The following is a 15,419-nucleotide window of genomic DNA, read 5'->3' on the forward strand; positions in this document are numbered from 1 at the left end:
GTGCAAAATAAAAGGATTGCCATGATCGACTTCAGCAGCAAAATCACCCCAGCGCGTATGCAACGTACGACGGCCAATTTACAAATGGCGCTTGAGAGCGATCGTGGCCGAATTATTAATAGTGCAGCCATTCGTCGGCTGCAACAAAAAACCCAAGTATTTCCGCTTGAACGCAATGCAGCCGTGCGCTCGCGCCTTACTCACTCATTAGAAGTACAACAAGTTGGTCGATTTATTGTGCAGCGTGTTTTTGCCAACTTAAATTACCAACAGCAAAAAGAATATGGTTTATCAGGCTTAGAACGCCCGCTAGAAACCCTAGTAGAAATGGCCTGCCTAATGCACGATATTGGTAACCCGCCATTTGGTCACTTTGGCGAGGCCGCCATTAATAATTGGTTTAATGCTAACTTGGCCAGTATTACGCCTGAGCGTTGCCAAACAGCCAATAGCAGTATAGGCGTTATTTTTAAACATTTAGCGCAAGATATTTGCAGTTTTGAAGGCAACGCCCAAGGCATACGTATTATTCACTCATTGCTCAGCCTAAATTTAACCTACAGCCAAAGTGCGGCAATTTTAAAGTACACCCGCCCTGCCAGCTTAGCCAAGCAAGATATCCCACAAAATAAAAACTACATTATGAAAAAAGTGGGCTACTACTACAGTGAAAAAAGCTTTGTAGAGGCACTGCAAACTGAGCTCAAAATGGAGCCGCATTGCCGCCACCCAGCCAGTTACATAATGGAAGCCGCTGACGATATTTCTTATTGCTTGGCTGACATAGAAGATGCGGTAGAAAAAGACATAATCACCACACAGTTATTATGCGAGCAACTAAAAAAACAGTATCAAAAAGCGTTAATTAACTTAGCCTTAAACGACACCCAACATCAAAGCTTTGTTGATGATGCAATTAATTACGCTATTGAACGCGCGCAAGCACAGCCCTTTAATTTTAATAGTGAATTTTTTATTTATTTGCGTGTATCGTTACTGCACCCATTAGTAAATCATGCTGCTAAACGCTTTATTGAAAACATAGAGCCAATTTATCATGGTGACTTTAACCATGCATTATTAGAAGACCGCAGCTACCTGCATGCAGTAACCCAAGCCCTTAAGCAAGTGGCACTTGAGCATGTATTTTCTCATAAAGAGGTCGAAAAGCTCGAACTACAAGGCTACCGTATTATTAACGGCCTACTAGAATGCTATAAACCGTTACTGCAATTAACTAGCGACGACTTTAAACGCGCACTACATGGCGACAACCGTTTATTAATAGAGTCGAGATTAGTTAAAAAACTCTCTAAAAAACATTTAAGTAGCTATCAGCACGCTATAAATGCCATGCAAGAAGAGCCCGACCACTTTGCAGCTTATGAGTTTTATTACAGATGTAGACTCATTCAAGACTACATAAGCGGCATGACTGACCAATTTGCTTACGACGAGTACCGCAGCTTAATGGTGATTGACTAATTTAAGCTTAGCGCGCGAAATTGCTAAGCCCTAGATAATTTTTTACTTTACGCTTAAAATTAGTGCATTGATGCTTAACCGCTTTTGAGTTTTATGAAACCGTTACTGAGTTGCTTACTTTTTTGTTTTACTTTGTTTTATAGTGCCAGCAGTGTCGCTTACAACGAAGCGATGTGCATTCTTATAAAACAAGAAAAGCAGCAATATAGTAACGACAAAACTAGCCGTAAGTACCGTAACGCCGCTCGCGACTACAAAAAAAACTGCAGTAACCCGGCACGTACTCAACCAGCAGCAAAGCCTAAAGCGCAACCCATTATTGAACAACCCATCCCTGAGATTACAAAACCGCAAGTAACTGAGCCTGTTTCATCTGTTGTAAATACCCCTATTGCACAGAGTCAAACCCAGTCATCACTTACACAGCAAAGCGCAAAATCAAACGTTGAACAAACAGTAGCAACAGCGTCTGAGCCAGATATTGAGCAAAGTATTAAACATACTCAAAGTACAACTGTTCCAGCATCAGCAAGTACCGAGCCTAATGAGCCGCAAACCAACAAAACAACAAATGATGAACAAGCTGATGCTGCAACAAATGATCAGCCTAGCATTGATACAACCACGCAAAACAACACAACTCCAGCAGTTACAAAATCAACAGTGGAGCCTTTACAAACGGCCATGCCGGTTACCGTAAATGCCACAGAGCAAGTTAACAGTGTTGCCTCATCAATCCCTAAAAAATCAAATATGTTGTCGCTAGTATTACCCAGTGTGGCGCTACTCTTAGTGGTAATAATTGGGGTTGTTGTATTAATGCGCCTACGCCATGTTAAGCAAAATAACGAGCCTGCCGATACCAGTATGCCACTAGCTGCTCCCCCTACTAAGTGCGATGACAAGCAAAGTAGTACTGCTATTGATGAATCTAAGACTCTTGATACCAGCAAAAACGAGCAAAAAACAACAACCGAAATTGCCGAGCCAAACGCAAACGAAGTGAGCACAGCTAAAGTAAAGCAAATCCCGAATACCGCAGAGTTTGAAGCCGCCGCTAAAGCCACTTTAGAACGGATAAAAAATGCCACCGAGCATGCAGAGCCACAAGTAAGAGACTTTGATCCCGAAGCCAAACCAATCAAAAAACAGCGCAAGCCGGTTAATCAGCCTAGCGAGCCTGTACCAGCGACTAAAAAAGAAGCACCTATTGCAGCTGAGCCCATTTCGCCTCAACAACCAAAGGCAGACTTGCATTCGCCTAAACAACCGCGCTCACCGTTAACACCATCTACCGAGCACGACTTTAAAGAGCCTGAAATACGCACCTTCGATCCCAACGCCCCCTTACCCACTAAAAAAAGTGCGATAAAACCAGAACAAGTAAAGGTATCGCCAGTTGAACCCACTAAGCCTGATATACCGCCACAAAGCAGTAACCCATTTGCTAACTTATCGCTTGATGAAAGTTGGGATCCAAATTCACCACAAAAACCGAAAGTGGAAGAAAAGCAACGCGCCCCTAAATCACAAGCACTAATTGAAGCTGAAGAGCGCGCAAAAAACATGCAAACAAAAGAATAATAGAGTACGCTGTACTTATTAAAAGGTGGCTTTAAATCTAATACCAATTCGCTTAATCAAGTGGTCTGTTTTGAGGCAGGAAAAATGTGTTGATAGCTAGGCAAAAAATTTGCTATTTAGTTGTTCTCAGCAATTGCTCCTGCATTGCTCTACCTTCTGCATCCATGCAGTCGTAATGAGAGTTTTTTAACGCAGGTAGCGACACGTTTAGCCCCGTAAAATGATTAAGTATTATTGCCGACTGTTCTAGCTTAAGCGTGCATTCAGTTTCACTCACTACAATAGCCTACTTTTTGAACAGCACCAGTCACAACCTAATGGCTAAGAAGGAGTAAACTATACATATGCATGTGATGTTATCAGCTAAATTAAGATACCTTATTTTTACCGCATCTTTTTGTCTGATGGCTTTAGTGAGTGATTACAGTAACGCAATTGAAGCAATTCAACCCAAAAACGAACAGCCCACACATACCACTACTTTAAATATAAGTACCGGCGAATGGCCCCCTTTTTTAAGTGAATCATTACCTCATCAAGGTGTGATTGCCCATTTAATCACCGACTTATTTGCACAAGCCAATATTAAGGTTAACTTTACCTTTTTACCCTGGCCGCGTGCTTACCACGACACCATTAATGATAAATACGCAGCCACCGCCGTATGGATGTTTGAACAACAACGCACTGAGGATTATTTTTACAGTGAGCCAGTGTTAAACGAGCGTTTTGTATTTTTTTATCACAAAAAACGCCCTTTTGATTGGCAAAACCTAAACGATTTAAAAGGCTTATTACTCGGTGGTGGGCTTGCTTACAGCTATGGCGAAGAGTTTGATAAAGCACTACAAGCGGGTCTATTTGATATGTCGCGAGTAAGTACCACAGAGCAAAACTTTAAACGCTTAGCTATGGGCAGAATAGACGCCTTTGCCGAGGAAAAAAGCGTAGGCTATCACATATTGGCAGGTCAACTACCTACAATAAAAAATGCCATTGTGCATCACCCAAGGCCACTATTAATCAATAAAAGCTTTGTCATGTTCCCTAAAAATAACGAATACAGTAAACAATGGCTTGAGATTTTTAATCAGCAATTACTTAAATTTAAACAAAATGGTCGCTACCAAACTTACTTTGATGCGTTAGATAATGGCGCTTATCAGCCCACAAATAGTGCTCTGGCTGACTGACCTGGCATGGGTTGCGAGCTACGAGCTAGGTTTTAGGCTTTAGGTTTTAGCACAAGCTCGCTGCTCGTCACTCGAAGCCCGCTGCCTTTACCACCGTAGGCGTTAAGCTTGCTGACGTGAAAAGCACCGCTTTTAAATTACGTTACTTTCACGCATTATTCGCCTCAAAAAGTGAGGCAAATAGCACACTTAATTGCCTCATTGTGTTAATTGGTAAGTTGAAATCGTAGAAACCAGTTTTAGCTGTGATTATTTTAAACGCCAATTTTGGGTAACGAGCCGCGAGCGACGGACTATATTCAGCCTAGAACCTTTTACCTGTTCTCACCGCGTGCAGCTTGCTGACGCGAAAAGCGCAGCTTTTAATGGCTCTAAACCCGCAACTCGTCGCTCGCCACCTTTATTTATACATGTCGCGTTAGCGAGTGCCGACCGTCCGAGGACACACACTCCCCACTCCAATGAGGTACACACGATAAATTAAACTTACTCAATCGCGACTAATTTATTTACTTCTACCGGTTTTGCTAACGCCGTTTCATAAAATGCAAACACCTCTTTTACATAGGGCTGTGAATAATGCGTATCCAAAGCAGCTTGCGAAGTAAATTGTTCGACTAAAAACAAGCATGTTTGCTCACTATTGCTGTATAGCTCAAATCGAATACAACCAACCTCAGCCTGTGTAGGCTTTAAAATTTGCTGTAAACGCCCTTTACAGTCATCAAATAATGAAGCTTGAGGGGTTATTTTTGCCACTATATTAATCATCTTTAATCCTTGTTAATTAATTTAATAACCACAGCACGAATTGGCGGTGCTACGGTAAAGGCCACTAAAAAAGCCGCAGGCCAGGCATTAATAAATGCAGTTAGCCAACTTTGCACAAAGGTATCGCTTAAACCTAAATTTACGTAGGTCACCCATGCAGATAGTAAAAACGACATCATGAACGAAAATGCCAATGTAAATATAAAATGAATTTTCATCTTTCCTCCTTGGCGTTACTATATTCAAAAGCTTGGGGCTTCCATACTCACAAAAATGCAAACTAAGATTGAGAAACAGAAATGCTTGATGACATTCATTTATTTATAGAGGTAGCTAGGCGTAAAAGTATGAGCCAAACGGCAAAAGACTTAGGCTTAAATTTATCGACGCTATCGCGACGTATTCAAGCACTTGAAACCAAATTAACAGAGCCATTATTGCAACGTACAGCACGAGGAATCGTGCTAACAGCAAAAGGAGAGCAGCTCTATACATCGCTTGCAGATTCAGTGTTAGCACTTAATAATCAAATAACCGCCCTTAATTGTGCTAGCAATAACAGCAATACTTTTTATTTATTATGCCCACAGAACATCATTGCAGATCTACTTATGCCTGCGCTAAATACATTTATAAAAGATAATCCTTCGCTCAATTTTCACATATCACCGAGTAATGCTAATAGTCAGTTGAGCCAACAACGCTTTGACCTCGCTATTCGCATTGGCCCACAACAAGACTCAAGTTATTATCAAAAACGCTTAGGCGCTATTGCGGTTAAGTTGGTCAGCAAAAAAGATGCACCGCAAACTCGCCTAATTTTACCTTATACTCAAACTCAGTTACCAACAGGCATGCTTAACAAACTAACAGAGCTCTACAGCGATATAAGTTATTGCTTTGATATAACAATAGCCCGAAAAATGGTTGAAGAAGGTAATGGGGTTGGTTTATTACCTATGAGTGAAATTAGTTGTATTACTGACAAACAGGCTTTTGACTATATTGAATTGCAGCCTGCTTTTGCAAACAGGCCTATTTATGCGTTATGGCATAACACACGCCAGCCAAGTAAAACGGCAAGTCAGTTAATTACTTTAATACAGAGCGTAATTGAGCAAACGCCATGCTTACAAGGTGATATTGTTGAGTTAGGTTAAGGGGTTATTTATGTTTTAGGTGTGCAGCTTTTGTGTTGTCGGTTTAAGTTTCTACCCGGCTTAATTTTACAGCAAGTATAAAAATGAACAAATTTATGAAAAAGACTTTTGAAAATATATACGATAGACAACCTCTAACAAAAGAAGTTTTCTAATGCCTATATTAGAAATACTATTATACAGCAGCATCTTTTTCTTTTTTTATCTTATGATAATGGCTGTTTTATTCCCGCGTATTTCAATTAAATACATTGATAATAAAATGATACAAGATGGAATTAGCTCCCCAAGCTGGGATAAAGGAATCGGAGCAAGTGCGCCATTTTACGCTATGGCTATTTTTTGTGAAAGGGCACGAAAACCAACACCACTATTTGATGGCAGCCATGTTGCAAAGTATGCAAGACCAATAGACAAGTTTTTAGCTTTCTTGCACCTTATTTCTACTACAGGCTTTTTGTTAAGTATATTTTCTATGATGATTTTAGAGGCTTTTTTTTACTAGGCCTACAAATTATTTGTAGATGTCGCGTTGGCGACGGCAACCAAGGGGCGGATACCGCCGACCGCCCCTTGGAACCCCACGGCGCCCCGAGCATTTTGAACTTTCCTAAAAGCCTAAATTGATATGAACGTAAACGCCGTGTAAGGCACATCCATGTGCCTGTCACGGCTTTAATTGCATCCATTCAATTAATTACTCATCAATTGAGTCTTTTCGGGCAAAATGACGGGGGAATTGTCTTGGCATTAGCCTTCAAATTTGTTGTTGCTATTGCTGTTAGGTATATTGAGTTATCTTAATTATTTGGGTAACTTAAATGGCTAATCAAAGACAACAAGGTAGATGGCTATCGAGTATAGAGGCTATAAAGCAACTGCAATTAACAGCACAATAAATACAAATAGCACGCACCATTTTGTGCTCAACATCTTTATCGTCGCTTATTCCATTGGGCTTCAAATAAGCGTTTTTGTTCACCACGGTATTCACTGCACCATACGAAATCGGATGATTGCATGCCTTTTGAACGGCAGCGCTTTGGTAAAGTATAAAATTCAGACCACGCAGCCAGCTTTTCAGGATCGCTATAGCTGTCGCTATGCAATTTCATATTAGGCACCCGCGAGTGCAATAATGCATTATTACTTGTGCTGTAAGCCGAAGAGCGTTGATGTGTTCGATTGGTTTGTTTGGGTTTATCACAATGCTTTGCAAGTTCTTCAAATAAAGATTTGAACCGTGCTTTTAACCGCTCACCTTCTTTCACCCTATAGCCTTGACGCAACCGTGAACGTATTGTTTCACGTTCTTTTACAATACTATCGCAATGTTCTTGCGAGTATTGCTCGTACGCTTGCGGGAGAGAAGTAAATAGGCAAAGTAGTATCAATAAAATCCATTTAATCATTATTTATCCTAAAATTGAGTGCTGTGTTCCGTTGAGCGCCTAGGCTGAATATAGAGGATTGAATCTAAAATAGAAACAGATAGTTTAAGCGAATTGTTAAATCATGCCTGAGCGCAATTGTTGGAGCAGTTCGTGGCGGGAATTTTTAATTGCAAATTTGAGTAGAAGTCGCGTTGGCGACGACAACCGAAAGGCATTATTTACTAAGTTAAAGCGTTGCTCTCTCCGTGGATCTCCACAGCTCCTTAAGCATTTTCTATAAGGCTAAATTAAACGCCGCTGTTGCTTTGACTTTCACCCTTTATTTAGTATGTTAATTGTTCAACTATAAAGGAGAAAGTTACATGGATGGTCAACTACCATTATTTGATGAAATACCAAATAAGTATGAACATACAGGCTCGCCACAAGAATCAAACCGTAAGTTTTGTACTGAACTAGAAGAAGATCTAACCTCTATTGGCTTTACTGAATGTACAGAATTTCAACCTCAACAGCAGAAATATATTAAGCGTGCAGCCTATCAAGATATGTACGGCAGTACACGTCACAGTACTTTTTTAATACATCATAAAACTAAAGGCTTATTAAGAATAGAAGCTCATAGGCAAGTACAAAGCGGCTCTGTCGACCAAAAATTCCCATTCTTTTATGAGTCATTAAGTAATGCACCAGAGAAAACGGTAGTTATCGTTTTTGATGGAAAAGGCTATAAAAAAGAAGCGTTTGATTGGTTATTAACACAAACTGAAAACCGTATAGAAAAAACATTCAAAGTATTTTCTTCAAAAGAAGACTTTCTTAATTATCTTATTAACGAGTAAGTGTCGCGTTGGCGACGACAACCAAAGAGAAGTAACCGCCGACTTCTCTTTGGAATCTCTCGGCGCCCCGAGGATCACACAGTTACCTCAATTTAAATTAATAATATGAACGTAAACGCGATGAAACACGTCCGTGTGTAAGCATCGCTTAACGCGCATCCATGCGCTGCTATTACTCATCATTAATTCAATTTCGGGTGTGATCACGGGGGAATTTTCTTGGCAGCAGTCTTTAATTCAATAATGAGTTAATGCTTGTTTACATTGCATTTTTTAGTAAACTAAATCCTAAGAACAAGCAAAACCATCCTGTTATTTGTGCGCGAACAAGGCAAAGACGAAAACGGTCGAACTATGGGGTTTGTAAACTACGGCGAGGTTAAATACCAAAACCACAACGGCAGCCAGCCGATGAATATAACGTGGGAATTAACCAACCCCATGCCAAGTGAAATGTGGCATGAGGCAGGGAAATTAGCGGTTGGGTGAGCACTAGCAGATTTAAGTAAGTCAGTGACTACTTACTTAATTCATCATCAACCTCTTTTTCTGTAACCTTATAAGAGAGCCTATAAACAAAATCTAAATTACTAGCAATAATTTTTAAAATAGAAATAGACTGAATAATAGTTAGGTAAAATAAACAACTAATAATTAAACAATTTAATTTAACCTTATAATCGCTAGGAATTACTTTGTAGAAAATAGGCTCGAATACACTAATCAATAGAATAAAAAATAATACTAATGCTGACGTACTAACAACATAAACAAGATTTTCTACTCTTTTAGCATCTTCGCTACCTTTTAGTAACCCCACCTTACTTGATGAGGTTATGCTACTTATCGCTTGTGGATATAAATACGCTATCCATATGCCTGATAAAGTAAACACGGCTGCCGATATATTTTGAAGTACACTAACTGCAGGATTAAAGTCCTTATAAGTTAATATATCCATAGAGTAGTAACCAGCTAAAATGCTAACTGAAATATAAATAAAATGACGTAAAATAGTAAAAAAAAGGCCTTTCATTTAAATCCCTTAATAATCAAGAATTCACCGCTTTAATATCTTTAACTTGAAAATCCAAAAGCTCTACTTTCTGTTTTTTTAAGACTTGCATTATAGTTTCAGCAGAATAATAACTACCTTCCTTTTTATCTTTGGGGTCGAGGACTATATACTTCCTTGCTAGGTAACTATCAAACCATTTAGTGCTATTGTTGGCTCCAGTTTTAAAACCTATATTGTTCCATATACTTCCAGATTCAATATCATCTGAATATGTCTGAATTAGCTGCTTTAATGAGGACGCAGTTAAAAATACCTCCTCAATAATTTCAACATGCTTATTTCTAGTCAAATCATCTGACTTATTTCTGAATTTTCTCCATAAATCAGACAAAGATTCAGTCTCAATAGCTTTTCTGGCAGAAATTGTATCTCGTATCACAATGTGGGTTATCTGCTTACATAGCTTATCTAAATTTTGAGTGTTTTTAAGTTCAATTTCTTTCATTTCCGTATTAAATACATAACTCATTGATGTTTTATCTGATGCTTCATATGTAACTCTTTTTACAGCGATATCTCTTTTGGCAAACTGATTATAAATAGTTGTGTTTGTTGTACTCCTTCCCTCATTAGGAACAAAGTTATCAACACACTTTTTAAAAAAATAAGTAATATCATCTGTCGAACAGATAGAATGAGGGAACTTTATAGAGGCTAAAAGGTTTTCTTCTGGCATAAACCAATAGTACATAATATCAGCTACAATTAGCTCTTTTCCTTTAATCTTATTATCAATGGGGAAAACATCTTTTTTACCATCACCAACCTTTGTACTACCATCAAAGCCATGAAGACGACTAGAACCATTCTTGATTGACTTACAAAAAATAATTAAGCATTCACCGGTTGCATGATCGATACAATAATCTTTAAAAAAGACTCTGGGTTTACTAGGAGCTTCATCAGTACACCAAGGCACGGTTTGTTCAAACTCCCTTTGAGCTGCCCACTCGATTATTTGTTCCACACTTTCTTTTATAGAGCCTTGAACATGTATATTTTCAAATTTACTTGTGGCAGTAGATTTTCTTTTTTTATAAAAGCCACACTCTGTTATATCAAAAAACGTTATTAAACCACTTTCCATACTATTATCCTGAGATTACCTTAAATTAACTTATATATTTTTTGCTATTAATTCTGCTTTCAACAAGCCACCTTTGGTCAATAGCTTAGGCGCGAAACTTGGATTACGCTTTGACTTATAAGCATCAAGTATTAACTTAAGGCCATGTGCTTCTAGCAACGAAATATTTACTTCGGTATCCATCTCGGCTGATTCGATGAAATCATCAGAAAAGCTAGGGGCAATTATTAATACTTGTGCTACACGTTTACCCTGATTTTCAGCGCGTGTTACATAAGCTTTTACTTGGCGAGAGGTCGTTGAGTATTTTGCAAAATCACCATTTTTACAGGTTTTTGCTTCACCAATAATTATGTCGTTATCACTAAGCGAGATTACGATATCGGCTTTATCTTTAGTGGTGTTTAGGTCTTTACGTAGGTCTTCGTCAATATTAAGCTCTAATAGCTCAAAGATAGCCTTTGTGACTTCTTCAAACTTAACACCAATATCGGCCTCGGTTACATCTGCTCCAGCCTCTTTTAGCGCATTAATATCGCGGCGTGCTAGAGCATCGTAATTTTCAATCAGCTTATCTGTTGCGTTTGCAAAGCTTTCTAAGATTGCAAAGCGTGCATTGCCTCGCTTGGATAACCCCATGCTATCGCGAACTTCTCTAACTTCATCGTTTGAAAGTAAATATAGAATATCGTGAGGAGTAATACTTAACGCACGTAGTTTTTCAGTGTCTATTATTTCGTTCGCTTCAAGTTCAAATGCTTCTTTAAGCACAGCCTGCATAGTTGGGAAGTGTTCTTCTAATGTTTTTAGAAGCTGTTTAAAGCCGCTGGCACTAAGGGAATCAAACTCTTTTTCTGTTGCACCTGATAACGATGACAATATTAGACCAATGCGCTCATCTAAGGTTGTACCTAGTTTATCTGTATCAATTTCTAAATCTTGTATTAGCTGCTTTAATCTGTCTTTACGTTGGTTTTGGTTATCTTCAACGTTATGAATATCGTCTGATAATAATTTAGCAGCGCTAATTCCTGAATGAATAATTGTTTGAATTTTATCAGTGCGGCTTATGCCTCTAATTTTACGACCATGGGCTTTGAGTGCATTAGAAAGTTCGGCATCTGCCAGCGTTCTAAGTATTCTCAGTACGTACTTATCAGCTAAATCTTTGCCTTGAATTTCATTCAGTAGGGTAACTATTTCATCAGGAATAAACACTTCTTGGCGCTTTTTACTTATAAATAATAACCCCATATCTCTGAGGCTATTTAAAGCATCTAGCACACCGTTTTTAGGAATAACATCAACCAAATGCTCTACAGCGGCACATTCATCAGTAGTAAGATTTAGCTCTTCAGCCAGTACATTAAGGATACTGCGTTCGTCATCAGTAACTTTCGCTTCTCGATTATTTTTTTCATCATTAAAGTATGCTTCTTTCATGCAAGCATGATAAATCTTCAACGCTCGGTTTCGCTCTAAAACACTCTCGGCAGAGCCTTGTTGAATACACTCTTTTAGCTCCTTTGATAGCTTGGATAACTCTGCCCATTCTTTTTCATAAAGTGACTCTATCCAGCTAATTCTTGCAACTCCGTTGCCATCACGACTTAATATGTTCACCAATAAATTAAGCTGCGCTGTACTCATTAGAATCTGTTCTTTTACAGAAATTTTGAAGAACTCGCGGACGGTATTAAATAACTGAGTTATTTCACTTCCTGATGCATTTTTAATTTGGCCGTCAATATTGTCGATTGTTTTAGCTAGTGTTTTATTATTTTTAGCGGCGTCTGAACAAAGACGATCAAGGCATGAAATGAATTTAGATTTTTCAACTTGGTTGACGATTGATAAAACTTGGTTGAGTTTCATTTAATAGAGTCCTTTCTTATTATGTGGTTATTAACGTAACAGTTTATAATCATTAGAGCAATTACTGTTCAGCTAGGATTAATCTTTAAAACCAGATTAAACAACTCCTGCTCATAAACACCAATCTACCAACACACTCCAACTCCCCGTGATCACACCCGAAAGTTATTAATTGATGAGTAATCACTTGCATGGTTGCAAGTTAAACCGTGACTTCGCCATGGATGGCGAATACACGGCGCTTACGTTCACATCAATTTTTAACTTGAGGATACAGTGTGATCCTCGGGCGCGCCGTGGGATTCCAAAGGGCGGTCGGCGGCAGCCGCCCTTTGGTTGCCATCGCCAACGCGATATAACCTCGAATAGAGGTTATTAATCCCTTCACAATTCCTAATATTATCAATCACATTGACGCGCTAAAGCACGACCTACAATTTAAATGCTCGAGGTAAACTCCCGCCTACGCCACGACCTACACATCTAAAAGCTTCGCTTTTCGCGTGAGCAAGCTCTGCGCCTACAAGTTAAAGCGCAACTACAAACTACTCAGCAACCACTTGTTTAAACCGCGCGAAGGTTCGCATGCTTTCATCTGCAATCATTACTTCGTAATCTGGGTTTTGAGCAATTAGCTCATATTGCCCATTAGGTAATTTATTAACTTTGCGCAGTAAATACTGCCCTTCCCCGCCTATATCATCTCGTTCTATGGCGACTATTTGGCCGCGTAGCGATCCGGCTTTATCGGACGTTATAAGCTCAAGTAACAGTAAATCACCATCAAGTATTGGGTGTTTACCGCCATTCATTGAGTTACCCGATGCGTGTGCTAAAAAATGCACTTGTGGGTCGAGCTTGCCCGCGCCAAGTGGTGCATCCATCAATTCCATATCGCTTTCATCCCCTGTTTTAAAATGCCCACAGGCTATTTTTATATTGGGGAAGTACGGCAGCTTTAATGCGTTATCAGTTGATTTTAAACTAACTTCGGGCTTAGCAACTTGATTTAACTCAGGTTGGGATGCGTTTGGAAACGTAAACAACTCAGCAGTTGGTTTTGCTTGTTCGAAACTGTTTTTGCCAAGCCATAATTTAGCACTGCTTGATTCGGCTACCTGATACGCCCAATTGCTTACTGCAAGCGATTTATCAGCATCGCAATAAAAGTAAGGTTGTAGTTTATTAGTTATTTCGGCTTTATGAGTATCAAGATTTTGTTCTAGCCAGCGGTCGCGGTGAGCAAAAGCTGCGAGGTGGTCTCGCTTATTGTTATTACAATCAGCATGCGCAGCAACAAAGTTATGTGCTAAGTCGTTTGGATAGCGCTTAAAAGGAATAAAGTGATCGATCTCTGGCGTTTTTTTAGTTTCTTTTTCGTTTTTTAGATTCATTGGCTTTTGGCAGTAAAAGCAAAGCCCGTTTTGAATATCTATCAATAGTGGAGTTACCACTTTTAACGCAGTTCTGTTACTGCCAAACAAGAACTCTTGTAGCTGGCTTTGCGATCCTAATAGTGTTTGATTCGCTTTTATAGTTTGTACTTTTTCTATCCATTCAGTAACACTAAGATGCACAACCAAATCGTAAAAACGCCTAAAACACTGAGCTATACCAGCATTTAAAACAATTCGCTTGGGCTCTCTGCCTTTACCTAAAAGTATATGGGGATATAAAAAACATTCTTCTTTACCCGAAAGTAACTGTAAGCGCCAAAGAGGGCCATCGATAAATGTTCGCCTAAGAGAACTAATTACTTGGTTATATTGTTGGTAGTTTTTGAATGCGTTGTAACTTTTCACACCTGCATTTTGTAGTTTGTAAATTTCGGTGATGAACTTTGCCTGTCCTTGGCTATTTTGCTTTAACAGCATATCTTCAGTATTAGTAATAATATCGGTAGAGTGCGCAGCGTAAGGCATTGAGTGGTTCCAATAAAGTTGAATAAATTTATCGACTAACGTGTCGATTTTTATTTCCATTGGCGCACTCTGATCTTCATTTTGCTGTTCTACGCAAATATCAGCAATAGCATGTAATAGTGCATATTTATACGTTGCGGTGAACTCTCCCTCAACCAGCATGCGCTGAATATAGGCGATAAAGTCGAGTTGTTGCTGCATTGCGCCAATCATAAAACCGGCACTGCTTTAATTAGGGCATTGAGCCATACTTCGCTTTCGCGCTCTGGGCGTTGGTCAACCGTTTGCCATTGTTTTAGTATTTTAAGCTCGGTGTGGTGGGTAATTAGCGCGGTTAGGCCATCTTCATTTAAATCGGTAAATTCACGGCCGTTATGCACACGTTCTTGCGTGCCGTATTTAAACGACACATACAAAACACCGTTTGGTTTTAGGGCATTTTGCAGCTTTAAAAACACCTGCGGTAACTCTACTTTTGGCACATGCAATAAACTGGCGCAGCACCAAATGCCGTCGTACATATTTGTACAATTAAGCTGCTGGAAGGCTTTAACCTCTACAGTTTGTTGTAAGTAATTACTGGCTAACTTTGCAATATTTTCGCTTGCATCAAACGCGCTAACAGTAAAACCTTGCTGTTTAAAATACATAGCATCGCGGGCACTGCCACAGCCAGCATCTAAAATATGGCCATGTTTAGGGATAAGCGGTAAAAACTCAGCGTAAAGCGCCGACATATCAACATTAAGCGTTGAGTCGCTAAAAGTTTGTGCATGTTGATTGTAGTAATTGAGTGTTTTAGTGAGCACTAAATTCACCGCTCCTTGGTTTATTTATTAATCTGGCATTCATTTATAACTAATCTACAGTATCAACATTTAAAAATATAGAGCTACGGCAATATATACGTCCTAAGTAGTATGTTTTTATTACAAAAAAGCACTGTTTAACTGCTATAAACCAATGTTATTTACACTTTTACCTATTAACTCTACATCTTTGAAAGTATTAAAGTTATATAAACGCTT

The 15,419-nt window shown here is 39.1% G+C and carries 15 protein-coding genes and 1 pseudogene; 7 read left to right on the forward strand and 9 right to left on the reverse strand.

Annotated features, from left to right (window positions below; genetic code table 11):
* Positions 1-21: 21 nt before the first annotated feature.
* Together dgt and ACNSN3_RS17090 are read left to right on the forward strand one after the other, a co-directional pair.
* A complete protein-coding gene (dgt, locus tag ACNSN3_RS17085; RefSeq protein WP_418609829.1) occupies positions 22-1,485 on the forward strand; it encodes a dGTPase in 1,464 nt (487 codons plus the stop codon).
* A gap of 93 nt (positions 1,486-1,578) precedes the next feature.
* Positions 1,579-3,069 (forward strand): hypothetical protein, encoded by a 1,491-nt coding sequence (locus ACNSN3_RS17090; RefSeq protein WP_418609823.1) that lies wholly within the window; start codon positions 1,579-1,581, stop codon positions 3,067-3,069.
* A 112-nt stretch (positions 3,070-3,181) separates the two neighbouring features.
* Here the strand turns inward: ACNSN3_RS17090 and ACNSN3_RS17095 are convergent, their stop codons facing one another.
* The gene (locus tag ACNSN3_RS17095) at positions 3,182-3,346 is read right to left on the reverse strand and encodes a hypothetical protein (RefSeq protein ID WP_171036828.1); all 165 of its coding nucleotides are present in this window, start codon (positions 3,344-3,346) and stop codon (positions 3,182-3,184) included.
* 67 nt (positions 3,347-3,413) lie between these two features.
* Here ACNSN3_RS17095 and ACNSN3_RS17100 point away from each other — a divergent pair, with 67 nt between their 5' ends.
* Positions 3,414-4,262: a substrate-binding periplasmic protein gene (locus ACNSN3_RS17100; RefSeq protein WP_075170080.1), complete on the forward strand. Its 849-nt coding sequence runs from the start codon at positions 3,414-3,416 to the stop codon at positions 4,260-4,262.
* Positions 4,263-4,748: 486 nt separating this feature from the next.
* On the opposite strand, the gene ACNSN3_RS17105 is transcribed toward ACNSN3_RS17100, so the two are convergent.
* Together ACNSN3_RS17105 and ACNSN3_RS17110 are read right to left on the reverse strand one after the other, a co-directional pair.
* Positions 4,749-5,033: a putative quinol monooxygenase gene (locus ACNSN3_RS17105; protein ID WP_138621616.1), complete on the reverse strand. Its 285-nt coding sequence runs from the start codon at positions 5,031-5,033 to the stop codon at positions 4,749-4,751.
* Positions 5,034-5,035: 2 nt separating this feature from the next.
* Positions 5,036-5,251, reverse strand: coding sequence for a DUF2798 domain-containing protein (locus ACNSN3_RS17110; protein ID WP_138595457.1), 216 nt, complete (start codon positions 5,249-5,251; stop codon positions 5,036-5,038).
* Positions 5,252-5,332: 81 nt separating this feature from the next.
* Here ACNSN3_RS17110 and ACNSN3_RS17115 point away from each other — a divergent pair, with 81 nt between their 5' ends.
* Complete coding sequence (locus ACNSN3_RS17115; RefSeq protein ID WP_418609098.1) at positions 5,333-6,193, forward strand: LysR family transcriptional regulator; 861 nt, start codon at positions 5,333-5,335, stop codon at positions 6,191-6,193.
* A 154-nt stretch (positions 6,194-6,347) separates the two neighbouring features.
* A complete protein-coding gene (locus tag ACNSN3_RS17120) occupies positions 6,348-6,698 on the forward strand; it encodes a hypothetical protein (protein WP_418609099.1) in 351 nt (116 codons plus the stop codon).
* Between the two features lie 430 nt (positions 6,699-7,128).
* On the opposite strand, the gene ACNSN3_RS17125 is transcribed toward ACNSN3_RS17120, so the two are convergent.
* Entirely contained in the window at positions 7,129-7,605 is a 477-nt protein-coding gene (locus ACNSN3_RS17125) for a hypothetical protein (RefSeq protein ID WP_418609101.1), read from the reverse strand.
* A 344-nt stretch (positions 7,606-7,949) separates the two neighbouring features.
* Between ACNSN3_RS17125 and ACNSN3_RS17130 the strand changes: the two genes are divergently transcribed.
* Together ACNSN3_RS17130 and ACNSN3_RS17135 are read left to right on the forward strand one after the other, a co-directional pair.
* Positions 7,950-8,429 (forward strand): PD-(D/E)XK nuclease superfamily protein, encoded by a 480-nt coding sequence (locus tag ACNSN3_RS17130; RefSeq protein ID WP_418609102.1) that lies wholly within the window; start codon positions 7,950-7,952, stop codon positions 8,427-8,429.
* Between the two features lie 291 nt (positions 8,430-8,720).
* Positions 8,721-8,918 (forward strand): annotated as a pseudogene (locus ACNSN3_RS17135) (DUF3427 domain-containing protein); the annotation flags it as partial.
* Positions 8,919-8,946: 28 nt separating this feature from the next.
* Here ACNSN3_RS17135 and ACNSN3_RS17140 read toward each other — a convergent pair.
* From ACNSN3_RS17140 to ACNSN3_RS17160, 5 genes are all read right to left on the reverse strand, one after another.
* Entirely contained in the window at positions 8,947-9,465 is a 519-nt protein-coding gene (locus ACNSN3_RS17140; protein ID WP_418609103.1) for a hypothetical protein, read from the reverse strand.
* Positions 9,466-9,481: 16 nt separating this feature from the next.
* Positions 9,482-10,594 (reverse strand): hypothetical protein, encoded by a 1,113-nt coding sequence (locus tag ACNSN3_RS17145; RefSeq protein ID WP_418609104.1) that lies wholly within the window; start codon positions 10,592-10,594, stop codon positions 9,482-9,484.
* A gap of 30 nt (positions 10,595-10,624) precedes the next feature.
* A complete protein-coding gene (locus tag ACNSN3_RS17150; protein ID WP_418609106.1) occupies positions 10,625-12,469 on the reverse strand; it encodes a hypothetical protein in 1,845 nt (614 codons plus the stop codon).
* Positions 12,470-13,014: 545 nt separating this feature from the next.
* Positions 13,015-14,604, reverse strand: a complete 1,590-nt coding sequence (locus ACNSN3_RS17155) for a S24 family peptidase (protein ID WP_418609108.1) — start codon at positions 14,602-14,604, stop codon at positions 13,015-13,017.
* Complete coding sequence (locus ACNSN3_RS17160; protein WP_076919434.1) at positions 14,601-15,200, reverse strand: class I SAM-dependent methyltransferase; 600 nt, start codon at positions 15,198-15,200, stop codon at positions 14,601-14,603. Before ACNSN3_RS17160 ends, ACNSN3_RS17155 begins: the two co-directional genes overlap by 4 nt.
* Positions 15,201-15,419 lie beyond the last annotated feature (219 nt).

Origin of the sequence: Pseudoalteromonas sp. US3C1004 (assembly GCF_048401065.1) — a bacterium.
GTDB classification, from domain to species: Bacteria; Pseudomonadota; Gammaproteobacteria; order Enterobacterales; family Alteromonadaceae; genus Pseudoalteromonas; species Pseudoalteromonas undina.